The 24,297-nt window shown below is 50.4% G+C and carries 18 protein-coding genes; 17 read left to right on the plus strand and 1 reads right to left on the minus strand.

Annotation, left to right across the window (positions count from 1 at the left end; translation table 11 throughout):
* Positions 1-12 precede the first annotated feature (12 nt).
* The 17 genes from Q8K39_RS07315 to Q8K39_RS07395 all read left to right on the plus strand — a co-directional run bounded on the left by Q8K39_RS07315 (position 13) and on the right by Q8K39_RS07395 (position 23,921).
* Positions 13-1,938, plus strand: a complete 1,926-nt coding sequence (locus tag Q8K39_RS07315) for a type IV pili methyl-accepting chemotaxis transducer N-terminal domain-containing protein (RefSeq protein WP_186952290.1) — start codon at positions 13-15, stop codon at positions 1,936-1,938.
* Positions 1,939-1,955: 17 nt separating this feature from the next.
* Positions 1,956-2,600: a response regulator transcription factor gene (locus Q8K39_RS07320; protein WP_186952291.1), complete on the plus strand. Its 645-nt coding sequence runs from the start codon at positions 1,956-1,958 to the stop codon at positions 2,598-2,600.
* Between the two features lie 102 nt (positions 2,601-2,702).
* Positions 2,703-3,395 carry a Crp/Fnr family transcriptional regulator gene (locus Q8K39_RS07325; RefSeq protein WP_305259074.1) on the plus strand — a complete coding sequence of 231 codons (693 nt, stop codon included), beginning with the start codon at positions 2,703-2,705 and terminating at the stop codon, positions 3,393-3,395.
* Between the two features lie 83 nt (positions 3,396-3,478).
* A complete protein-coding gene (locus Q8K39_RS07330) occupies positions 3,479-4,483 on the plus strand; it encodes a peptidase U32 family protein (RefSeq protein WP_305259112.1) in 1,005 nt (334 codons plus the stop codon).
* Positions 4,484-4,485: 2 nt separating this feature from the next.
* Positions 4,486-5,403, plus strand: a complete 918-nt coding sequence (locus Q8K39_RS07335; RefSeq protein ID WP_305259077.1) for a U32 family peptidase — start codon at positions 4,486-4,488, stop codon at positions 5,401-5,403.
* 17 nt (positions 5,404-5,420) lie between these two features.
* Complete coding sequence (locus tag Q8K39_RS07340; RefSeq protein ID WP_186952294.1) at positions 5,421-5,861, plus strand: SCP2 domain-containing protein; 441 nt, start codon at positions 5,421-5,423, stop codon at positions 5,859-5,861.
* Between the two features lie 67 nt (positions 5,862-5,928).
* Positions 5,929-7,074 carry an NnrS family protein gene (locus Q8K39_RS07345; protein ID WP_305259080.1) on the plus strand — a complete coding sequence of 382 codons (1,146 nt, stop codon included), beginning with the start codon at positions 5,929-5,931 and terminating at the stop codon, positions 7,072-7,074.
* Positions 7,075-7,541: 467 nt separating this feature from the next.
* The gene (locus tag Q8K39_RS07350) at positions 7,542-10,340 is read left to right on the plus strand and encodes a TonB-dependent receptor (protein WP_305259082.1); all 2,799 of its coding nucleotides are present in this window, start codon (positions 7,542-7,544) and stop codon (positions 10,338-10,340) included.
* A 66-nt stretch (positions 10,341-10,406) separates the two neighbouring features.
* On the plus strand, positions 10,407-11,915 hold the full coding sequence (locus Q8K39_RS07355; protein WP_305259084.1) for a tryptophan halogenase family protein: 1,509 nt from the start codon (positions 10,407-10,409) through the stop codon (positions 11,913-11,915).
* An 85-nt stretch (positions 11,916-12,000) separates the two neighbouring features.
* Positions 12,001-13,200 (plus strand): cation:proton antiporter, encoded by a 1,200-nt coding sequence (locus Q8K39_RS07360; protein WP_370868575.1) that lies wholly within the window; start codon positions 12,001-12,003, stop codon positions 13,198-13,200.
* Positions 13,201-13,563: 363 nt separating this feature from the next.
* Positions 13,564-14,937 carry an MFS transporter gene (locus Q8K39_RS07365; RefSeq protein WP_305259088.1) on the plus strand — a complete coding sequence of 458 codons (1,374 nt, stop codon included), beginning with the start codon at positions 13,564-13,566 and terminating at the stop codon, positions 14,935-14,937.
* Between the two features lie 37 nt (positions 14,938-14,974).
* Positions 14,975-16,660, plus strand: coding sequence for an alpha-amylase family glycosyl hydrolase (locus Q8K39_RS07370; protein WP_305259090.1), 1,686 nt, complete (start codon positions 14,975-14,977; stop codon positions 16,658-16,660).
* Between the two features lie 33 nt (positions 16,661-16,693).
* Positions 16,694-19,102, plus strand: a complete 2,409-nt coding sequence (locus Q8K39_RS07375) for a TIM-barrel domain-containing protein (protein WP_305259092.1) — start codon at positions 16,694-16,696, stop codon at positions 19,100-19,102.
* Between the two features lie 147 nt (positions 19,103-19,249).
* A complete protein-coding gene (locus Q8K39_RS07380; protein WP_305259094.1) occupies positions 19,250-21,127 on the plus strand; it encodes a glucokinase in 1,878 nt (625 codons plus the stop codon).
* 542 nt (positions 21,128-21,669) lie between these two features.
* The gene (locus Q8K39_RS07385; protein WP_305259096.1) at positions 21,670-22,578 is read left to right on the plus strand and encodes a DUF6348 family protein; all 909 of its coding nucleotides are present in this window, start codon (positions 21,670-21,672) and stop codon (positions 22,576-22,578) included.
* 93 nt (positions 22,579-22,671) lie between these two features.
* Positions 22,672-23,508: a branched-chain amino acid aminotransferase gene (locus Q8K39_RS07390; RefSeq protein ID WP_305259098.1), complete on the plus strand. Its 837-nt coding sequence runs from the start codon at positions 22,672-22,674 to the stop codon at positions 23,506-23,508.
* 23 nt (positions 23,509-23,531) lie between these two features.
* Positions 23,532-23,921 carry a VOC family protein gene (locus tag Q8K39_RS07395; protein ID WP_305259099.1) on the plus strand — a complete coding sequence of 130 codons (390 nt, stop codon included), beginning with the start codon at positions 23,532-23,534 and terminating at the stop codon, positions 23,919-23,921.
* Positions 23,922-24,003: 82 nt separating this feature from the next.
* Here Q8K39_RS07395 and Q8K39_RS07400 read toward each other — a convergent pair.
* The coding region (locus Q8K39_RS07400) for a biopolymer transporter ExbD (protein ID WP_305259101.1) at positions 24,004-24,297 on the minus strand (294 nt) is incomplete at its 5' end.

A 24,297-nucleotide genomic window follows, 5' to 3' on the forward strand; every position in this document is an offset into this window, starting at 1 on the left:
GTTCAGGCATCCATGAACACCTCATTTCCCTTGCCACTCAGAAAACGGATGACTTTTCGCATCCTGCTGACCACCATCATAGGCCTGAGTCTGACTCTGATGGCAATTGCCTATACCTTGTTGCTATCCTGGCAACTGGAAGGCGGGGCGGCTGCCATCAATGAGGCTGGCAGCTTGCGCATGCGTTCTTACCGCCTGGCGCTGGTGCTGGAGCATGCGACACAAAATAGTGAAATACAAAATGAATTGAAGCAGTTTGACGCAACTTTATCGGACCTGCAGAACGGTGATGCGAAACGCCCCCTGTTCTTGCCTGCAACACCGGAAATTGCAACGCAGATGGCAAAGGTCCAGCGTAGCTGGCTGACACTGATACAGCAGGATGCAAAGGCTGCCTTGCTGACCAGTGACCCTGCCATGCGCCAGGCTGCAGTCACGCAATATCGACTTGACTTGCCCCCTTTTGTGAATGATATCAATCTCCTTGTATCCATGGTGGAAGTGGAGTTGGCGGGCAAGACTACCTGGTTACGTCTGTGCCAAACCGTGCTGATCTTCATGTCGCTGGCAGCCAGCGTTGCCATGCTCTATCTTTTGTACCTCTGGATCATTGGTCCGGTGACCCGCATGCAGGCAGGCATTGCCAGGATGAGTGAAGACGATCTCGGTGTGCGGCTGCCGATAGAAAACGCAGATGAATTTGGTGCGCTGGCAGCAGCTTTTAACACCATGGCAGATCATGTGCAAAGCGCCCACAAAATGCTGGAGCAGCGCGTGCAGGATAAAACCCATAAATTGCAGGCACAAAATCACGAGGTCAGTACCTTGTATGAAGTTGCTGCCTTTTTGGCCGGGCCGCATGCAATAGAAGAATTGTGTCGGGGGTTTTTACACAGGATCATGCAGCGCATACGAGCTGAAGGTGGCACAGTCAGGATACTCGACAAGAGTAATGGCAATGTGCATATTACTGTGCATGAAGGCATCTCAGAAAAGATGATTGAAGAAGAGCATTGCATCAAAAAAGATGATTGCCTGTGCGGTGCTGCCATTACGCAGGGGGTAGTCCTGGTCAGGGATTTCCGTCAATTGAATCAATTCAAACATTATCGTTGCCAGGATGAAGGATTCTTTTCCATTGCAGTGTTCCAGATCGTCGCACTTCAGCAAGTCATAGGCAGTTTTTCACTGCATTTTGATAAAGAGCGTTGTATCACTGGTGAAGAAAGACGTTTGCTGGAAACACTTGGGCAAAACCTGGGTGTCGCCATTGAAAACCAGAGATTGATCGCCCATGAAAAAGAGTTTGCCGTTTCGCAGGAGAGAAATTTACTTGCGCAAGGTTTGCATGACAGTATCGCCCAGGGTTTGAATTTTCTTAATTTGCAAGTGCAGATGCTGGAGGATTCCATTCGGCGCAATGATAGCCAGGAAATTGCCGACATCGTTCCCTTGCTTCGTGCTGGCATAGAAGAAAGTTATGAAGACGTGCGCGAGCTTTTGCTGAATTTTCGTAGTCGCATGCAGGTTAATAATCTTGAATCAGAAGTCCGCAATGTCCTGGCAAAATTTGAGCGCCAGAGTGGCGTCTCTGGTACGGTAGAGGTCTTGGGTAGCGGAGCACCACTGGCACCTGAACAGCAACTGCAGGTCTTGTTCATCCTGCAGGAGGCCTTGTCCAATATACGCAAGCATGCCCATGCCAGCGCGGTGCATGTAAAGATAGATAATCAACGCGACTTTGAACTGGTCGTGGCGGATAATGGCAGAGGCTTTTCCGTAGCCGATGCCAGTCAGAGATCGGAAGATCATATAGGCTTGCGCATCATGCAGGAAAGAGCCCAACGCCTGTCCGCCCAATTTTCCATACAAAGCACGCCCGGAAAGGGCACCACATTATCCCTGAGTTTGCACCATCAGGAAAGACTGGTAGCATGAATTACAGAGACGAATAGATGACTATAAAAATATTACTGGTTGATGACCACACCTTGTTCCGCAGTGGTATTAAGTTACTGCTGCAGCGTAATCCCGAATTTGAAATCGTCGGCGAAGCTGCCGATGGGCTGGAAGGCATTAAACGCGCCAAGCAACTGCTGCCGGATGTGGTCTTGATGGATTTGAATATGCCAGGCTTGTCTGGCCTCGAAGCCATGCAATTGATCGTCGAAGACCTGCCGCAAATAGCCGTCCTCATGCTGACTGTTTCTGAAGAAGCTGAAGACCTGAGTACGGCACTGAAGAGTGGTGCACGTGGCTATTTGTTGAAAAACATAGAAGCAGACTATCTGACCCAGGCCATCAAACGTGCCGCAGCAGGAGAGCCAGTGATTGCCGAAGCCATGACAGCCAAGCTGGTCATGCAGTTTCGAGCTGGGAATCATGCTGTAAGTACCCCGGAAAAAGAAAAGCTCACGCCTCGTGAAAGGGAAACCATGGTCTGCCTGGCACGCGGTGAAAGCAATAAGGAGATCGCCCGCAATCTCGACGTGGCTGAAAGCACAGTAAAAATTCATGTGCAGAATATCTTGAAGAAATTGAACCTGAGCAGCCGTGTGCAAATCGCCGTGTATGCAGTTGAGCATGGTCTGGATAAATAAATCCCTTCTCCGTTTGCCTGCTTGAATTAGTCCTGTTGACGTATGGCTGAGGCGGACTTCTGCTTCTACACTTGATCTCTGTCAGTCTGGCGGAGAACTAAGATGAGCAAGATCAATTTGGGCAGTTTACTGGCGAATCAAAGCTTGTTTCGCCATATTTCAACATTCGAACTGGAATCACTGCAAAGAGAAGTTTGCAAACTGGAGCTTGGCAAGGGCCTCAGCCTGTTTCGCAAAGGTGATCATGCTGATGCCAGTTTTATCCTGGTATATGGCCTGGTCAAGCTGGGCATACCCTCCTCACACGGTAGCGACAAGGTGCTGGAACTGATACGTCCCGGACAAAGCCTGGGCGAAGCCATGCTGTTTCTGGATGAGCCATATCCCTTCTATGCCGAAGCACTGGAAAACAGTCTCTTGCTGAAAATACCCAAGATGGCACTGTTACGCCTGCTGGATAGTTCACCCGTGATTGCCCGGCAAATGATGGCAGGCCTGTCTTACCGCTTGCTGGGTTTCATTCGCAATGTAGAACGTTATTCCCTGCAGAACGCCACGCAACGCGTGATTGATTATTTGTTGCAGACTTCGGCAATGCAAAGCACGAATGATGTCAGGCTGGAGTTGAAAAAGAATCTGGTTGCCTCGCTTTTGAATCTGACCCCCGAAACTTTATCGCGGGTCTTGCATCAATTGATGGATGAGAAAATGATCAGGGTATGCGGCTCTACCATACATATTATCGCCCCGACAGATACCCTTAAATCTTATCAGGGTAATGCAGCGCTTTCCTGAATAATTGACGCAGGACAAAGACGCTGGTGATGAATCTCGCTAGCATCGGTTTTTCTGCATACGAAGTAATTGGCCCTGGCCTTATGAAAACTTGTGAACTGGTCGCTCCTGCCGGTAGTCTGCTTGCCTTGAAGGCAGCCGTGGACAAAGGAGCCAATGCCATCTATCTGGGCTTGCGCAATGCCACCAATGCACGCAATTTTGGTGGTCTGAATTTTTCTGACTATGATATACGCCAGGGTGTCGCCTACGCCCATGCGCGTGGCAGACAAGTCTTGTTTGCCATTAATACCTTTCCACAAGCCAGGGTTGCGGCTGAGTGGCGGGCAGCCATCGATACCGCAGTACAAATGCAGGCAGATGCCGTGATCCTGGCTGACCCTGGCCTGATGGCGTATGCACGGGACAGGCACCCAGATTTGCGCCTGCATTTGTCGGTACAGGGCTCGGCCACCACCGTGGATGCAATAGAACTGATGCGCGAGCAATTCAACATCAAACGTGCAGTCTTGCCACGCGTGCTGACCTTGCTGGAGATAGAAAAGATCATTCAGCAAACCTCGGTGGAGATCGAAGTGTTTGGTTTTGGCAGTCTGTGTGTGATGGCAGAAGGGCGTTGTTTGCTGTCGAGTTATGTCACTGCAGATTCGCCGAATAACAAGGGCGTCTGTTCACCTGCCCATGCAGTCAAATGGGAAGAGCGTGATCAGGTCTTGTATGCCAGATTGAATGGTAGCCTGATAGACCGTTACGCAGCAGACGAAGCCGCAGCTTATCCTACCTTGTGCAAGGGACGTTTCCAGGTGGAGGGAAAAACCGACTATGCGCTGGAAGAACCAACCAGCCTGAATGCGCTGGCTTTATTACCCAAACTCTTGAAGATGGGGGTAGCGGCAATCAAGATAGAAGGGCGCCAGCGTAGCCCCAGTTATGTGTCGCAAGTGGTGGCGACCTTGAGAGCTGCACTCGATGCTGCCAGCATCAATCCCGAACGGTATTCGCCAAGGCCAGACTGGCAAACTACGCTGGCCAAACATGCTGAAGGCGCCCAGGTGACACAAGGGGCCTTTGAAAGGCCTTGGAAGTAATCATGCAGACATTACAAATTTCTTTGGCACCGCTGGCCTATTACTGGTCTAAAGAAGCGACTTTGCGTTTCTATGCCGATGCCATGCAGTGGCCGGTCGATATTGTCTATCTGGGAGAAGTCATTTGTTCACGCCGTCATCAAATGAAGCTGGAAGACTGGCTGGCACTGGCAGCCGAATTGCGCGCGGCAGGCAAGGAGGTGGTCTTGTCCAGCCTGACTTTGATCGACAATGATGCAGACAGGCGCAATTTGCATAAACTGGTCGAGCGCGCTATGGCCGCAGGTTTCATGATCGAAGCCAATGACTTTAGTGCTGTACGTGCCGTGCAGATGGCGGCGGCCGGGCAGGATTATGGTTTTGTCGCCGGACCACATTTGAATATCTATCATGAAGGCACTCTGGCCTGGCTGGCAACGCTGGGTGCGCGCCGCTTTGTGCCGCCGATAGAAATGTCTGGTACTGATCTGGCTGCCTTGCAGCAGCAAAGGCCTGCACATGTAGCAACCGAAGTACAAGTCTGGGGTAGGCTGGCGCTGGCATATTCGGCGCGCTGTTTTACCGCGCGTCATCACCATCTACGCAAGGATACCTGCGAATTCCGTTGTGAAATGTACCCAGATGGACTGGCATTGTCCACCCGGGAAGACCAGGAATTCTTGATCATTAATGGCATACAGACACAAAGTGCCACTTGCCTGGATCTGGGCGCGCAATTGCCTGAACTGGCGGCCATGCAGGTGGATGTACTGCGTCTGCAGCCGCAATCGCAGGGTATGGAAGCGGTAGTGCAGGCTTTTTACCTGGCACGACAGGTCAGGGGTATAGCCAAAGTCGATGCTGCCTGTTTGCCTGCACATGCGCAACGCAGCAACGGTTACTGGCTGGCCAGGCCTGGCATGCAATGGCAAGAAGCTTGAAATGAATGGAATTCCACATGCAAATAACTAATTTCCGCTTCCCATCAACATGCGCAAAAATTGGCGGCCTGTTACCTGGGCCGCTAGCCAGCGCCCCTTTAATGCTGATGCTGGAATTTGCGCGCAGGCGCGAGTACCTGGTCGCGCCAGAATCCCTGTATGGAAAATCTTTCACCATGTTGATAGAAGACCTGGGCTTGAAACTATGCTTTAGCTGCCAGCAAGGCAGGTTCAGGGCTGCCAGCAATGGCAGTGTCAGTGATGTGACGCTATCAGCATCCGCACTGGACTTTATTCAACTGGCCTCTGGCATGGAAGATGCGGACACTCTGTTTTTTCGCCGCCGCCTGAAAATGGAAGGCGACACTGAACTTGGTATCGCCGTCAAATACTGGATAGACGCCAGCGAAAAACCAGCCTGGCTGGCGGGATTTGCACGACACATCAATACAGGCTGATTAATGTGGTCTGATGCATCTGGCAACAGATGGATTGCAACACGTTCTAAAAAAACAGGAGTTGAGTATGAAACGTCTTGCCCTCGCGCCCCACCGATTGTATTTTTTTCTTGGCGCGCTTGCCGTGGCTTTGCTATTTTCTTGGTGGTGGTGGCAAGTGCAGGCACAGCAAATGCAAACCATCGCTTTGCACGCACTGGTGATGCCCCTGGGTGTATTCCCCTTATTCATACTGGGTTTTACATTTACTGCCGGGCCACGCTGGCTGGGGCTGGATGTGCCAGACCACTATTTCCTTTTGCATGGTGTGACTTACTTCATGGGCGTGGCACTGGTGCTGCTGGCCTCGGCTCTGGGTTGGCACCCCTTGCGTTCATCCGGCTTTGCTTTCATGTTGAGTGCCTGGCTGGCGGTCACCTGGCGCTGGGCTGCACTGGTGCGCATGAGCAAGGTGGATGACAAGATACATCCCATCGCCTTGCTATTTGCCATGACGGGTGGCGCGCTGGCCCTGGTTGCCAGTTTGCTGTGGAGCCTGGGTATGCAAGAGACCTGGCAGGTCGGGCGTGAACTGGCATTTTTTGGATTTTTATTGCCAGTATTTTTAACGGTATGCCATCGCATGCTGCCTTTCTTTACCAGCAATGTCTTGCAAGACTATGTGGTCTGGCGCCCATATCGGCTGCTGTACGTGTGGTTGGGTGGTTCAGCTTTGCTGGCCCTGACCGCATGCCTGAATCTGTTACTCGTACAAGCCGTCGTGGCTGGTCTGATGAGCCTGAGTTTTGCCTATACATCCTGGCGTTGGGGCTTGTTGCGCAGTTTGCAAAATCGCTTGCTGGCCATGCTGCACTTGTCTTTCGCCTGGTTGATGGTGGTGTTTGCCTTGCAGGCAGCGACGGCACTGGGCGCGCCCATAGGTTCGGCGGCGGTTCATGCTTTGGGCCTGGGGTTTATGGGCACCATGCTGGTGGGCTTTGTCAGTCGCGTCACCTTTGGCCATAGTGGCCGCGCTTTACAGGCGAATAATCTGTTGTGGGGGCTCTACCTGGGTTTGCATATTGCCGCTTTGCTCAGGGTGATGGCCAGCCTGTTTGTCATTCCACAGATACTCCAGCTGTCTTCCAGTATCTGGCTGGCATTGTTGCTTATCTGGACTGCGCAAATGTTACCGGCCTATCTGCGGGCCAGGGCAGACGGTAAGGCAGGATGAGGGGAAAACCCGGATGCAATTTGCATGTTCGATACTTTATTGGATTTTTTGAAAGCGATTCTTTAAGCCATTACTCTGCTGACAGCCCCTGCACTTGACGGACTGCTTCAGCCCTGTCCCTGCTGCAATACCCACATGCTCGCTCTTGCGAGCATTTTTTTCGTCTCAATCTCTTATTGTTTTGTAAGTAGTTCAATTACATTAAGTAGTCTAACTACATTAATTTTTTGTTCTCTTGTGGGGCGTTCGCAACACATTCTGGTGCGTTCCAGGCGGTCCGCTATAGTGGTCTTATATGGTGCGTGCATTTTCTTTGTAGTTTTTTGTAGTCTTCGTTTGACATGGAATCTAGTTTTAGTACAAAATTCATTTCGGAACGTTGGGTTCTGATTGTCAGGCTAGTGTTGGAGTGTGCGGTCTGGCAGCTCGAAGAGTGCAGGTCAAATAATAGTGTGAGGGGACATTACATGAAACAAGCTACGCAAAAGCGTCGGCAGGGCGACGCTCTGCACCGTTTTTCTTTTAAGTTAAGCCCGGTTGCGGCTGGATGTGCGGTGTTGATATTTGGTATGACTGACATCGCCATGGCACAACAGGCGGCAGAGAATACCGTGGTCGTGACAGGCATACGCAAGGGTATAGAAGAAGCCATCTCGATCAAGAAAAATTCCAATTCCATCGTCGAGGCAATCTCTGCTGAAGATATCGGCAAATTGCCCGATGCCAGTGTGGCAGAATCGATCGCCCGTTTGCCTGGTGTTACTGCACAACGTAGTCGTTCATCCGGCAAGGCTGCAGATGTCAGTGTGCGTGGCTTGTCTCCCAGTTTCAATGGCTCCTTGCTGAATGGTCGTGAACAGGCTTCCACGGGTAATGCCCGCAGCCCTGAGTTTGATTTGTTCCCGGCTGAACTCATGGGTTCTGTGTTGATCTATAAAACACCAGACGCAGCACTGGTTGGTCAGGGCCTGGCAGCAACTATCGATCTGAATACACTCAAGCCGCTGGATTTTGGCAAACGCGTGCTGGCAGCCAGCTATCGCAAACAACGCACGGGCGTACAATCAGGCTCCGAAGAGGGCTCAGGCGACCGCGCATCTTTCTCTTATGTAGACCAGTTTGCCAACCGCACTATCGGTATTTCCCTGGGTTTGACCAAGTTCAAGGAAGATGGTGGCGGCCAGCAAAAATTTGATTCCTGGGGTGGCTGGACACCAGATGTAGATTACAACGGTACCCTGGTCAAGGCGCCGGGTGGCTTCAAGGCAGATACTGAAACCAGTAAAAGCAATCGCGATGGTGCATCGCTGACTTTGCAATACAAACCAAATAAAAACTTCAAGTCAGCAGTCGATGTCTTCTATTCCGCTGGTACCAACAGTCTCAAGAAAACGGGCCTGGAAGGTGCTGTTGCCGGTTCCGCCGGTGGTTACGACCCCAATGGCGTGTTGACTAACGCAACCATCGTCAATGGCGTCGCTACTTCGGGCACCTTCAGCAACTACAAGGGTGTCGTGCGCAATCACAAGGAAAGCGCCGATGACAAGCTGACATCCCTGGGCTGGAATAATGAATTGAAGCTCGATGAGTGGACTGCGATAGCTGATCTGTCTTATTCGAAAGCCATCAAACATAGCAAGCGCTATGAAACCACGGCGGGTCAGCCTGGTGATGCAGCTTCATTGGGTTCTATCTCATACACTGGGTTTAACGGCGGCAATTTCTCTGATGTCAAATATACGACCAGCCTGAATTATGCTGATCGTGCAGTTGCCAAACTGACTGACGTTGATGGCTGGGGCGGTGGTCCTAACTCTCCTCAGGCGGGTTATGTTGCGCTTCCTGATATCAATGACAAGGTCAGTAGCATACGCTTGATTGCCAAGCGTGATGTGAATTTTGGTCCTGTCGTGGCAGCGCAATTCGGCTTTAATTACACAGACCGTGAAAAGTCTCGTACTGGTCAGGAAGGTCGCCTGGTAGTCAAGGGTGGCGGTGGTTATGCTGCAGCAACCATGCCTGGTAGTGCTACCTCGATAGCGGGCACTGTTGGTTTGCCAGTCGCCTCATTTGATCCCGATGGTTCTTTGGGGCCGATTTATGAACTGGCACGCTGGGTAGATGCGTCTGTGCTGGCCAAGGACTGGGCTGTGAATGAAAAAGTCACAACAGCTTATGCCATGGGTGATCTGGATGGACAATTGCTGGGGCTGAATTATCGCGGTAATTTTGGCGGTCAATTCATTCATACTAATCAGCGCTCTACTGGTAATCAGGTTGACCTGGCCAAGTGCACAGGCATTACTGTAGAAAGCTGTCCATTTACCACAGTCTCTGGTGGCAAGACTTATTCTGATTTTTTGCCTAGCCTGAATGTTTCTTTTAGCCTGGGTAAAGAGCAGTTCTTGCGGGTTGGCATGGCAAAAGTCTTGTCGCGTGCAAACATGGATGATTTGCGCGCCAGCCAGGAATTCGGCGTAAAAACCAGCGGTCCTTTCCCTATTCTTGGTGGTAGTGGCGGCAATCCAGAACTGAAACCTTTCAGTGCCAAGGCTTTCGATCTGTCATACGAGAAATATTTCGGCAAGAAAGGCTATTTCAGTGTTGCCGGTTTCTATAAGCAACTTGATACCTATATCTACCGTGCGCCGCGTACTTTTGACTTTAAACCTTTCGTCAGTGCGACGACACCTTTGCCAACGAGTGGTCCGTACAAGGGTTCTACAATAGGTTTGCTGACCACGCCACAAAACGGTAATGGTGGCAATATCCACGGCTTTGAAGTTGCCCTGAATATTCCTTTCTCACTGATCACGCCTGTGCTGGATGGTTTTGGTGTAATGGTGAATCACTCTGATACATCGAGCCAGATTAGCTTGCCCGCATTTGGCTTCGGTACATCCAATGTCAGTGCGGAAACCATACCTTTGCCAGGCTTGTCCAAGCGTGTCAGTAACCTGCGTTTGTACTATGAGAAAAATGGCTTCCAGGTGGCAATTGCCGGACGCAAGCGTTCGGACTTCCTGGGCCAGATCAGCGACTTCCAGGATAATCAACAACTGACTTTCATCAAGGGTGAAACCATCGTTGATCTGCAATTGTCGTATGAGTTCCAGACGGGGTATCTGAAAGGTCTGTCTGTACTGGCGCAGGCGAACAACTGGAATAATGCACCGTTCCAGCAATACAACACTGATCCTAGTGTGATCACTGATAAGATTGTTTATGGCAGGAGCTATCTGTTTGGCGTGAACTACAAGTTCTAAGCAGGAAAGTAAAAAACCCCTGTCGGTCATTGACCCACAGGGGTTTTTTTTATGGAGGAGGCAATAATGCAAAATGCAACTATAAAAAACATCGTCATCGTTGGTGGTGGTACGGCAGGCTGGATGACGGCAACGGCGTTGGCCACCGTATTGCAGGGGCAATATCAGATACGCGTGGTGGAGTCGGATGAAATTGGTATTGTTGGTGTGGGTGAAGCTACCATACCGATGATACAAAGATTCAACCAGGTCGTCGGCATAGATGAAAATGAATTCTTGCGCGAGACACAAGGAACATTCAAGTTGGCGATAGAATTCGTCAACTGGGGCAAGCAGGGCGATCGCTACATGCATGGCTTTGGCACCATAGGCCAGGATTTTGCCAGCCTGCGTTTTGATCAATATTGGCAAAAAATGCGCAAACTGGGCAAGGCGGATAATCTGGCTGCCTATTCAATCACCCGCATGATGGGCAAGGCGAATAAGTTCATGCCAGCCCGTCAAGATATGCCGAATTCACCTCTGCATCAGATAGCCCATGCCTATCATTTTGATGCCAGCCTGTATGCGCGTTATTTGCGCAAGATCGCAGAATCTCGCGGTGTGGTACGTACCGAAGGCAAGATAGTCTCAGTCAGCCAGCGCGAGGCTGATGGTTTCGTCGATGCCATCGTTCTGGAAAATGGGGAGCGCATCGCTGGAGATTTGTTCATTGATTGTTCAGGCTTCCGTGGTTTATTGATAGAGCAGACTTTGCACACTGGTTATGATGACTGGTCGCACTGGTTGCCTTGCGACCGGGCGCAAGCGGTGCCTTGTGAATCTGCGCCAGAACTACTGCCCTATACCCGCTCCACTGCACACCGCGCTGGCTGGCAATGGCGCATCCCGCTGCAACACCGCATAGGTAATGGCCATGTGTACTGCAGTCAGTATGTCAGTGATGACGAAGCGGCTTCGGTCTTGTTATCCAATCTGGATGGCAAGCCCCTGGCTGATCCGCGCGTCATCAAGTTCAAGACTGGCATGCGCAACAAAACCTGGAACAAGAATGTCGTCGCAATAGGCTTGTCCAGCGGCTTTCTTGAGCCGCTGGAATCAACCAGTATCCACCTCATACAATCAGCAATCGCCCGCCTGATCGACTTCTTCCCTGACCAGGGTTTCAATGCCGTTGATATCGCCGAATACAATCGCCAGTCACGCTTTGAATATGAGCGTATCCGTGACTTTGTAATCCTTCACTACAAACTCAATCAGCGCGATGATTCGGCCTTTTGGAAAGCCTGTGCTGACATGCCTGTACCTGACAGCCTGCAGCATAAAATTGATCTGTTTCGTGCCAGCGGACGCTTGCTGCGCGTCGACACTGAATTGTTTACTGAGGTAGCCTGGTTGCAGGTTTTTGAAGGACAAAATTTAATTCCTGACAACCTCAATCCTCTGGTAAATTTGCAGTCCGAAGCGGACACCATGGAATATCTCGATAGTGTGCGTGAGGTAGTGCAGAAATGCGTGGCCATCATGCCGGGGCATGCTGCCTATATCGCCCAGCATTGCAAGGCCAGAAGCTGAGTCAATATTGAGTCGGGGAGGCACCACTAGTAAGAATTGGTGCATAGAAAAAAAAACTCAAAAAATATAAATTATGCATACTGGTATGAGCACTACCGAGATTTTTTTGATTGCGATGTTTGTAATTTTCACTCTGCCTTATCTGATCTGGCGGGTAGGAAAAACCGACTATTACGCACCACTGGTAGTAGTCCAGATTATCACTGGTATTTTGTTGGGGCCTGGCGTCCTTGGCGCGATTTATCCCGACTACTATAAATTTGTCTTTAATCCCCAGGTAATACAGTCACTCAACGGCATCGCCTGGTGGGCTGTCATGATTTTTGTCATGATTGCCGGAATAGAACTGGACTTGAAGAAGGCCTGGGAATACAGACGCGAAAGTACCATCACGGCTGGTCTGGCACTGGGTATGCCTTTGCTGTTTGGTTGTGTAGCTGGTCTGGGTCTGCTCAGCATGGATGGCTGGATGGGGGCCAGAGCCATGAGCTGGCAATTCGTGCTGGGTATAGGCATGGCCTGTGCAGTAACTGCTTTGCCCATCCTGATCTTGTTGATGGAAAAACTGGATATCCTGCGCCAACCCATAGGCCAGCGCATACTGCGTTATGCCAGTCTGGACGATATTGCCATCTGGGGCGTGCTGGCAGTGATCTTGCTGGACTGGACCAGAGTAGGGCGACAAGTTGGTTTCTTATTGCTGTTTACTGTTGCGACGCTTTTGTTTCGCAAACTCATGGTCTGTCTGGAAGAGCGCGACCGCTGGTATGTAGGCCTGATCTGGCTGGCAGCCTGTGCCTTTGCAGCTGACTGGGCTGGTTTGCACTATATGGTAGGCGCCTTCCTGGCGGGTGCTGTCATGGATGCTCACTGGTTTAACCAGGAAAAAATGGATCTCATGCGTCACCATGTCCTGCTTGCCATCATGCCAGTGTTTTTCCTGAGTACGGGTTTGCGTACCAACTGGGCCGTGGGCGGTGCTGCGGTATTCATCGCTGCTGCCGTGTTGCTGGCCGCATCTGTCGCCGGGAAGTTGATAGGTATACAGGTAGCAGGCAAGATACTGAAATGGGAAAAAGGCGAGGCATCCATCATAGGTTGGTTATTGCAAACCAAGGCTTTGATCATGATTATCTTCGCCAATATTTTGCTGGATAAAAACATCATCACCAGCGAAACTTTTACCGCCTTGCTGTTGATGGCCATCGCCAGCACCATGATGACCGTGCCTGTGGTGTATCCGAAATTGCAGAAAATGAAAGAGCTTATTTTCAGGAGTAAATAAGATTCTGGAATCTTTGCTTTCCATAGATTAATGCCCGTTGCTTTTGTGAAAGTGGCGGGCATTTTTTTAGAATGCATACATCCGTATGCGTCAGAATGAGCCTTAAAAACGTAGGGAATTATGGGTAGTATAGCTACAGATTACTATTTTCATGCATTGATTTTATGCAAAATTTCTGTTTTTATCAGACATGATTGTCGTTTGTAGTTGCTCTTGAAAATTTATGTAGTTTGATTACATTTTGCTGTGGTAGTATTTCAGCATGCGGACGTTCTTAGTATGGTGGCTTTGTTGGGAAGTCGTTTTCTGCCAATAAGTAATACCGCAACAAGTAGTTCATAATAAATTTGGGGACAAAACACCATGCAAGTATCTGCATACAAACCACGTCTGTCGTTCTGGCAGTTGTGGAATATGAGTTTCGGTTTCTTTGGTATTCAATTTGGTTTTGCACTGCAAAATACCAATACCAGCCGCATATTTTCTACCCTGGGTGCAAATCCGGATGAGCTGGCCCTGTTCTGGCTGGCAGCCCCCATTACTGGTTTGCTGGTGCAACCCGTTATCGGCTATCTGAGCGACAATACCTGGCACCCATACTGGGGACGCCGCCGTCCTTTCTTTTTCATTGGTGCGGTGCTGGCCTCGATTGCCATGTTCCTCATGCCCAATTCCAGCGTCTTGTGGATGGCGATAGCGGTGTTGTGGATGATGGACAGTGCCATCAATATTTCCATGGAACCTTTCCGCGCCTTTGTCGGTGACAAGCTCGATGTCTCGCAACAAACAGCAGGCTTTGCCATGCAAACTTTCTTCATCGGTTGTGGTGGTGTGATCGCATCGTTGTTGCCAACGATATTCACTGATTATCTGGGTGTCAGCAATGTGCCAGTGAACGGTGCTATACCTGATACGGTCAGATATTCCTTCTATTTTGGCGGTGCCATATTTGCCTTGTCTGTTATGTGGACAGTGTTCACCAGCAAGGAAATTCCACCAGCCGACCTGGAAAAATTCAAACAAGAACGTAAAAACAATCAGGGCATAGGCAAGGCTGTTAGCGAAATCCTGGGTGGCTTCACCAGGATGCCCAAGACCATGGTGCAACTGGCGCTGGTGCAATTCTTTACCTGGGTTGCCTTGTTTGCCATGTGGGTGTACACCACGCCTTCGATTGCACAAACTGTTTTCCATAGCAGCGATGCCCAGTCAGCAGCCTTCCAGGAAGGCGGCAATTGGGTGGGCATCATGTTTGCCGTGTATGGCGGAGTATCGGCACTGGCAGCTTTCTTATTGCCTGTACTGGCGAAGATGACCAGCCGCAAATTTGTTCACATGCTATGCCTGGTGATAGGCGGCGTCAGCCTGATGAGTATTTTCCTGATCTCATCCAAACAGATGCTGCTCTTGCCCATGGTGGGCGTAGGCATAGCCTGGGCCAGTGTGTTGACCATGCCATATGCAATCCTGGCGGGTGCTTTGCCAGCGAATCGCATGGGTTACTACATGGGCTTGTTCAATTTCTTTGTGGTGATACCCCAGATTATTGCTGGTGTCGTGCTGGGTGCGATATTGAAGCACTTCTTTGATAACCAGTCAGTCAAGGTTTTGATGCTGGGTGGTGTTTGCATGATACTGGCTGGTCTGCTGACTTTGCTGGTCAAGGATGAAGCGGTCGAAGGCACATCCGCCACATCAGCCAATGATGAGACGGCAGCCAATGCCGCCACGGTTTAATCGCAGTTTATTCTATAGCACTAGCCGGAGACTCATCATGCAAGCGACTGCAATAAAACTGGGGCTGGCATTGCTGCTGGCTGCAGGCGTCATGCCTGCATCACATGCGCAATCATCTCAACACAAAAGTATTTCAGCACAGCCATTTTTATGGGAAAACGCCACAGTCTATTTTTTACTGACAGACCGTTTTCATAACGCCAATCATAAGAATGACCTCGCCTATGGCCGTAAAAAAGATGCTGCACCCCAGCGTGGCTACGCTGGTGGCGACCTGGCGGGCATTACAGCCAAGATCAAATCTGGCTATTTCAAAGACCTGGGGGTTGATGTCATCTGGCTGACGCCGCCTGTAGAGCAAATCCATGCCGGTACCGATGAAGGCACGGGCAAGTCTTATGGCTTCCACGGTTATTGGGCCAAAGACTTCACCCGTGTTGATGCGAACCTGGGTACAGAAGCCGACATGCGTGAGTTTGTCGATACTGCCCATGCGCATGGCATGCGCGTCTTGCTGGATGTGGTCATGAACCACCTGGGACCAGTGACCGAACAAGATCCGGTCTGGCCAGATGAATGGGTCAGGACATCACCCACCTGCACTTATAAAGATACTGAAACTACCGTCAGTTGCACCCTGGTAAAAAACCTGCCCGATATACGCACAGACAGTAATGCCACTGTCAGCTTGCCGCCAGCGCTGGTAGCAAAGTGGAAGGCAGAAGGGCGCTACGATAGGGAAGTCAAAGAGCTGGATGCATTTTTCCAGCGCACGGGCCTGCCACGTGCGCCACGCTACTATCTCATGAAATGGCATGTCGACTGGGTAAAGAAATACGGTGTTGACGGCTTTCGCGCTGATACCGCCAAGCATACTGAACCAGAAATCTGGATAGAATTGCACGGCCTTGCCAGTGCGGCTTATGAAGACTGGAAGCGAGCCAACCCCAAAAAGAAGTTGGGTAATCAGGCCTTCTTCATGACTGGCGAAGTGTATAACTACGCGCTCGCCCATGGCCAGGAATTTGATATGGGCGGCGGCAAGAGTGTCAATTTCTACCAGAACGGTTTTGACAGTCTCATCAATTTTGGTTTCAAGTCAGATGCCAACAAGGCTTATGAAGCCCTGTTCAGTGATTATGCCACGCGTCTGCATGGGCCTTTGGCCGGGTATTCCGTACTCAATTACATCAGCTCGCATGACGATGGCGGGCCATTTGATCTCTTGCGCCAAAAGCCATTTGAATCTGCCAGTAAACTCTTGCTCAGCCCTGGCGCTGCGCAGATTTATTACGGTGATGAAACCGCGCGTTCCTTGAATGTCGCTGGTGCACAAGGTGACGCGACTTTGCGTTCGTCCATGAACTGGGATGAGCTGGCAAAGAATGCCAGTCGTGACAGCTACCGCATTGCCTATGTCAGGCAACACTGGAGTCGTCTGGGTTTGTTCCGGCGTGCCCATCCTGCCATAGGCGCAGGTCTGCATGAAAAACTCGCTGAGCAACCCTATACCTTCAAGCGTACTTATGACAAGAACGGCATCAGCGATAAAGTGGTGATTGCTCTGGATATCCCGGCTAACACCAATCCTGCCATCAGCGTCGGTGGCGTGTTTGCCGACGGACAAAAACTGCGTGACTATTACTCAGGCAAGACGGCCATGGTCGTCAATGGCAAGGTGCAATTCAATAGCGGCTTGAGCACGATATTGATCGCACCTTAGCATGTACAGGCCAAAAAAATAATTAGAGACAGCATGAAAAAAACAACCGTAGTAAAACTGAATATCTTGGCGGCTGCTGTCTTTGCATTGGTGAGTACGGCGCAGGCGCAAAATTCTGCACGCACTATCGTGTCAGTCAGCAAGCAGGCCGATCAACTGGAAATCAAGACCAATGATGGTCTCTATGTCTTGAAGCCTTATAGCGACAAGATCATGGAAACCAGTTTCATTCCTGCTGCTGAAAAATTTAACCCTGCTTCGCATGCAGTGGTCCTGTTGCCAGCGCGGATAAAGACCAGTTTCAAGGAGACAGCAGGCAAGATTCACTATGTTGCCGGTGACATCAGTGTCAGCATCACTAAATCACCGCTGCAAATTGCCTATGCCTACAAGGGGAAACCCTTGCTGTCAGAAAAAAATGGTTATAGCAAAACCGCAGAGGCAGAAGTGCTGGATTTTAACCTGGACGCCAGCGAAGCCCTGTATGGTGGCGGTGCCCGCGCACTTGGCATGAATCGCCGAGGCAATCGCCTGCCTTTGTACAACAAGGCGCACTATGGCTACGAAGAGCGTTCAGAGCAAATGAACTTTGCCATGCCGCTGGTGTTTTCATCAAAGATGTATGGACTGCATTTTGATAATGCAGCGATAGGCCAGCTTGACCTGGACAGTAAGAAAAACAATGTGCTGGCTTATGAAACCATCAGCGGGCGCAAGACTTACCAGATCATCGCCGGTGACAGTTGGGCCGACATCGTCAGCAACTATACCAGCCTGACCGGGCGCCAGCCTTTGCCACCGCGCTGGACCTTTGGTAATTTCGCCAGCCGCTTTGGCTATCACAATGAAGCAGAAGCGCGCAGCATACTGGATAAATTCCGCGCTGAAAAAATCCCTGTCGATGCCATCATCTTTGATCTTTACTGGTTCGGCAAAGACGTCAAGGGCACCATGGGTAATCTTGAGTTTGATAAAGACAGCTTCCCTAATCCCAAGGGCATGATTGCGGACTTTGCCCAGCAAGGTATCAAGACTATCCTGATCACTGAGCCCTTCATTTTGACGACCTCAAAAAAATGGCAAGAAGCTGTTAATAAAAATGTGCTGGCGACTGACAAGCAGGGCAAGCCATTTACCTATGATTTTTATTTTGGGAATACCGGTCTTATCGATATCTTCAATCCCCCAGCGCAAGACTGGTTCTGGGCTATCTATAAAGACTTGAAAAACATGGGTGTTGCTGGCTGGTGGGGTGACCTGGGTGAACCTGAAGTGCATCCATCGGCGTTGCAGCACAAGACTGGCAGTGCTGATGAACTGCACAATATCTATGGTCACAACTGGGCCAAGCTGATTGCTGATGGCTACAAGAAAGACTACCCCAATCAACGGCCTTTCATCCTCATGCGTTCTGGCTATTCCGGTTCGCAAAGACTGGGCATGATACCGTGGTCGGGGGATGTGAATCGCACATGGGGCGGCTTGCGCTCCCAGCCTGAAATAGCCTTGCAGATGGGTATGCAGGGCATGGCTTACATGCATTCTGACCTGGGTGGTTTTGCTGGTGCCAATCTGGATGATGAGTTATACACGCGCTGGTTGCAGTATGGCGTGTTCCAGCCTGTGTTCCGTCCGCATGCGCAAGAAGAGGTGGCATCCGAGCCGGTTTTGCGTGAGGCAAAAACCAAGGCCCTGGCCAGGGCAGCGATAGAATTGCGTTACCGCATGCTGCCGTATAACTACACGCTGGCATTTGATAATAACCAGCATGGCCTGCCTTTCATGCGCCCGCTATTTTATGCTGAGCCGCAGAATCGGAAACTGCAAGCCGTGGCTGATACTTATCTGTGGGGTGATAGCTTCCTCGTTCATCCTGTCATGAAGGCCGCGGAAAAAGAAGCCAGCGTATATTTCCCTGCAGGTAGCACCTGGTTTGATTTTTACAATGACCAGCAATATCAGGGTGGAACAACATCCACCGTCATGGTGGTGCAAGATCACATACCTGTATTTGTGCGTGCAGGCGCTTTTGTCCCCGTGAGCCCGCTGGTCCAGAATACCCGCGACTATTCAGCAAAAAAACTGGAGCTGCACTACTACCATGATGCTGCCGTCAAAAAGTCTGCAGGCAAGTTGTATGACGATGATGGTGAGACTGCGAATGCTTATGAGAAGGGTGCTTATACCCTCATGCGTTTCAATAGTCAGGCAAATGCTGCGCAGTTGAAAATCAGCCTGCAGACGCAGACAGGTGCACATGCTGAGGCAGCGGATAGGGATATTGCGCTGCATATACACAATATTGCCAGCAAACCAGCATCAGTAAGTTTGCAAGGCAAAGCGATACCGTTCAACTGGGACGAGGCAAAAAAACAGGTGCATGTCGATGTGCACTGGTTGAAAAATAGCAAGGCAGAGCTATCAATAAAGTTAGGTAAATGATATTGTCATGCCCGTTTAGAGGTAGATGCAGGCTGCTCGCTACGGCAATCACTGATTTTAGGCATGATTTTCAGGGTGTTTGTGGTAAATTGCGGGATTGTATTCTCTGTAAGAAAATAGGCAGCAAACCGTAAATATGAAGACAGCATGACGACAGAAAACGCACTTGTAGAACATGGTAACGCGGCAGGGTTTTCCAGCGGCCCGCGCTTGTTGGCAGATATAGGCGCAACCCATGCGCGCTTTACACTTGAGTCTTCGCCAGGTGTGTTTGAATCCGTCAAGGTCTTGAAGTGTGACGAATACACCGACATCATCGCCTTGCTGCGTGCCTATCTGTCCACTGTACCCGCCAGCAAAGTACATCATGCTGCATTTGCATTGGCCAACCCTATCGACGGTGACCAGGTCAGGATGACCAACCGTGACTGGGCATTTTCCATAGAAGATGTACGACGCGAATTTGGTTTATACACACTGCTGATCGTCAATGACTTTACTGCCCTGGCCATGTCCCTGCCGGGTTTGCAGGCTAAAGACTTGATGCAGGTTGGCGGTGGCACGCCGGTGGCAAAATCCGTTATTGGTGTATTGGGGCCAGGTACGGGTCTGGGGGTGTCTGGCTTGATCCCGACTTCTGATGGCTTTGTGACTTTGGGTAGTGAAGGTGGCCACGTCAATTTTGCACCTGTGGATGAACGTGAATATGCGATCCTGCAATTTGCCTGGAAAGAATGGCCGCATGTTTCTACCGAACGCCTGATTTCTGGCCCTGGCATGGAATTGATTTACCGCGCACTGGCGGACCGGAATAACAAGAAAGTCAAAGCCCTGCCCGCACAAGACATCATGCGGGGTGCCCTGGCTGATGCTGAAGAACTTTGCCTGGAAACCCTGGAATGCTTTTGCGGCATGCTCGGCAGTTTCAGTGCCAACCTGGCGGTGACCTTGGGCGCTTTTGGCGGTATCTATATTGGTGGTGGCATCGTCCCGCTGATGGGGGATTATTTCCTCACTTCAGCTTTCCGTACTCGCTTTGAAGCCAAAGGGCGTTTCACCAGCTACCTCGCGCAAATTCCTACCTTTGTGATTACGACGCCTAACCCGGCGTTTTATGGTGTGTCGGCGATTTTGTCCGAACACTTGCGTGGCCGTAGTGGCGACAGTTCGCTTATGGACCGCATACAGCAAATCCAGGCTGAGCTGACACCGGCAGAACGCCGTGTTGCCACCCTGGTGCTGGAAAACCCGCGCACCGTATTGAACGAAGCGATTGCAGAGATTGCCCGTCTGGCAGATGTCAGCCAGCCTACCGTCATCCGCTTTTGCCGTTCGCTGGGCTTCCTTGGCCTGGCTGACTTCAAACTCAAGTTCGCTAGTAGCCTGACCGGCACTATTCCTGTGCGGCATAGCCAGGTAAGGATGAGTGACAGCACGCATGACTTGAGCGCCAAGGTCATCGACAATACGGTCTCGGCAATTTTGAATTTCCGTGATCAGCTCGATGTACGTTCGCTGGACCAGGCAATTGCCCTGTTACGCAAGGCGAACAAGGTGGAGTTTTATGCCATGGGTAATTCACGTGCCGTGGCGCTGGATGGCCAGCATAAATTCTTCCGCTTCCGCATTCCTACCGCGTCCTATGGTGATGCGCATTTGTTTTCCATGGCAGCAGAATTGCTGAATCCGGGTGATGTTGTTATCGTGGTATCTAATTCCGGAAAATTGCCAGAATTGCTGAAAGCGGTTGATGCTGCCCGCCTGGCCGGGGCAGATGTGATCGCGATTACGCCTAACCAGTCACCATTGGCCAAAAAGGCGACTGTTTGTCTGGCAGTGAATCATACAGAAGACAATGCTACCTTCCTTTCAATGATTTCACGCATCCTGCAATTATTGCTGATCGATATTATCGCAGTAGGTTTGTCAGTCGATGCGCCTGACACCGACGGGGCTGGTACTGACATCAAGCGTAAGGAATTATCGCGTTTCAGTAACTTGCTGATTTCCCATCTGGATAGTTGATTGTTTTTTGAAGCCTGTTTAGAATCAGGAGCGAGCGTGCGTTAGTTGCTTGGTGGTGACATTCGAGGCAACTTAGGCGCAATGCACAAAGCGGAAGGTGAATCATGCATGAGCCTTTTGAACGGTACATGAGCACCTAACACGATGCGCAGTAAGGTTTTCGACAGGTTCTTGGCGGCAACTGCTATGGCAGCCTCGACGTATTCTGTATCTTCGTTGCGAATAACTTCCGGCTCAGGACATTTTGCAGGTAATTGCCCCTGCTAGGCTATGGCTATGGCAAGCGCACGATAACTGGGTTTGACATACAGAACATGCAAACAAACCTGGTCAGTTAGAATGCTGCAATCCAGCGCACGTACATGTTGTTGATCCAGAAATGCTGATAGCAGGACTTACTTGCATATATGCTTTACCGCTTCAAGGTTTCGCAGTTAGTAAACTCTGTGATGATGTAACACCCCTCCACACAAATAATGGAGACGCAAGCCCAGTAAGACGATGAAAAAGCGCGTAAACTGATCAATGCCATCAAGGCATAAATGTTTGCGATGAATGCAATTGCCTTGATCTCTTTGCCTTCTTGCTACAATGCAGGTTTGTTTTCATACATACGTTCAGTTTCCATGCCTGTCACCACATCCATCTCTAGTGCCTTCAAGAACTTCATGGGGAAATTTAGCTCCAGTTCTGTAGCAGAGTCTGCGCGCCCGGTATTTGCCAACGTGAATATCGATGCGGAATTAACCCTGGCCCTGTTTGAAGTATTGACTGCAGAAGAAATCAAGCTGAAATGGCAAGACAATTACCTTGCTCTGGAAGATGGCATGCTGCTAGCCGTGGAAAGAGTGGAAACTGTTACGCTGGCAGAAGATAAATTCCGCACTTGCACACGCATCTATGCCAGCCATGCTGCCTACTTCCCGCAAGGTTTAAGTGAGTACCAGCATGCCATGGGGGCGACTGAATCTGATGCAATGCTTGAGGGGGTGCGTACCTGGGCCAGGATGGATTTATTGGTGCTGCTTGATGCTACCCGCGAGCAGCCGTTGAACTGCACGGTCATAGAAATGAAGACCGGCGCAGAGGCAGAAGAGGGCAAGAGTTTTCGCCAGGTGATACTTGGCCCGGTCGCCCATCTGGCCAGCCGGCCAGCACCCAAGGAAAAAGAGGAGCATCCATTTTGCCCTTGCTGCTTGTTCACAGAAAGCATGCCTGCATTTCATGATTTGTTGCAGACCAGTGATTTCATCGGCATACGCCTGTTTGCATCGCGTGATAATGAGGGCAAACTGGCTGCTGATTGTCGAGTCAATGGCGAAGACTTTTTGCCAGCAGTTGAGCATCTGAAGCAATACGCAGAAAAATGGCCGCAGCGTGGGCTGGAATTCCGCAAGCAATATGTAGTCATCAGATCGAGCAAGCATGGTGTCAATCAGGCGCAGCCTTGATTCGCTTCCGTTTGCTGAAATATTGAATGTGATACATTTAAAATTACCATTTGCGATGCGTCGCCAATTTACTATCAATGAGTGAGGAATCTTATGTACCGTAGCTACTTCAAGGGACAATGGAGTGAAGGCAATACGCCACTGTTTGGCGCCATGGATAATGCTGTCTGGCTAGGTTCCTCAGTATTTGATGGTGCGCGTTCCATTCGCGGCCTGACACCGGATTTGCGTTTGCATCTGGCCCGCGTCATACAGTCGGCCCAGCGTCTGGGTTTACAATGCCCATACAATGTCGATGAACTCGAAGCATTGTGCCGCGAAGGCATAGCACTGTTCCCTGCAGATGCTGAACTGTATATACGCCCGCTGGTGTTTGGCACTGATGGTTTGCTGATCCCTGAGCCATCAACTACTGGTTTTGCGTTGACTTTATTTGATGCGCCCATGCCAGCATTTACCGGCTTCTCTGCCTGCCTGTCCAGCCTGCGTCGTCCTGATCCTTCCATGGCACCGACCGATGCCAAGGCGTCGTGCTTGTATCCAAATTCCACCAGGGCTCTGCGCGAAGCCAAAGAACGTGGTTTCGACAATGGTGTGGTTTGTGATATGCACGGCAATGTGGCTGAATTTGCCACGGCCAATCTCTTCTTTGTGACGGCAGATGATGAAATCGTCACGCCTGTGGCAAACGGCAGTTTCTTGTCGGGCATCACCAGGGCGCGCGTGATCGGTTTGCTCAAGGATGATGGTAAACAAGTTTCCGAGCGCACTGTAAAACCGGAAGAACTATTGGCGGCCAAAGAGATTTTCAATACAGGCAATTTTGCCAAGGTAACGCCTTGCACCAGATACGAAAGCCGCGAATTGCCTATAGGTGTGGTAGCGACACGCGCCCGTGATTTGTATTTGCAATTCATGCAAAATACCTGAGTCTCTGACTGAGGTGTAGATTCATGCTAAAGCGTATTCATCATGTAGCAATCATTTGTTCTGATTATCAAGTGTCAAAGGATTTCTATACCCGAATTTTGGGTCTGAGCCTTATTGCTGAAACCTATAGGGCAGAAAGAGCTTCCTATAAGTTGGATCTGGCCTTGCCAGGAGGTGCGCAAATAGAATTGTTTTCATTTCCTTATGCGCCGCCAAGGGTATCGCGACCTGAAGCACAGGGCTTGCGTCATCTGGCATTTGAAGTCGACGATGTATTAGCTTGTAAAGCTATGCTGGAAGCCCAGGGGCTGGCGGTGGAGGATATCAGGATGGATGAATTGACTGGGCGGCGCTTTGTCTTTTTTGCTGATCCTGATGGCTTGCCACTGGAGTTGTATGAGGCAATGCGCTGATAAAGTCAGATAACTTGAATCAATAAAAAAGCCAGGGAATGATACGTCCCTGGCTTTTTTACTCATGATGAAATGAGCTGGCTTATTTCAAGAACTGCTCGTTGCCTACCATGCCGATCTTGGTCACGCCAAGACGCTGTGCCGCGGCCATGACAGCTGCCACAGATTTGTAAGGAACGACAGCCACCGGACGCAAATGCACTTCTGGCTGGTCAGGTTGCGCTGCCGCTTCTGCCAGCTTGGCATCCAGTTCGCTTGGATTCACTGCTGCACCATTCCAGGTCACAGTGCCATCGAAATCCACATCAATATTCACGACGACAGGTTCCTTCGGCTGCACTGGCGACGGCCCTTGCGGCATATTCAGATTGACCGC

Source organism: Undibacterium sp. (assembly GCF_030683615.1).
Lineage (GTDB): Bacteria > Pseudomonadota > Gammaproteobacteria > Burkholderiales > Burkholderiaceae_D > Undibacterium > Undibacterium umbellatum.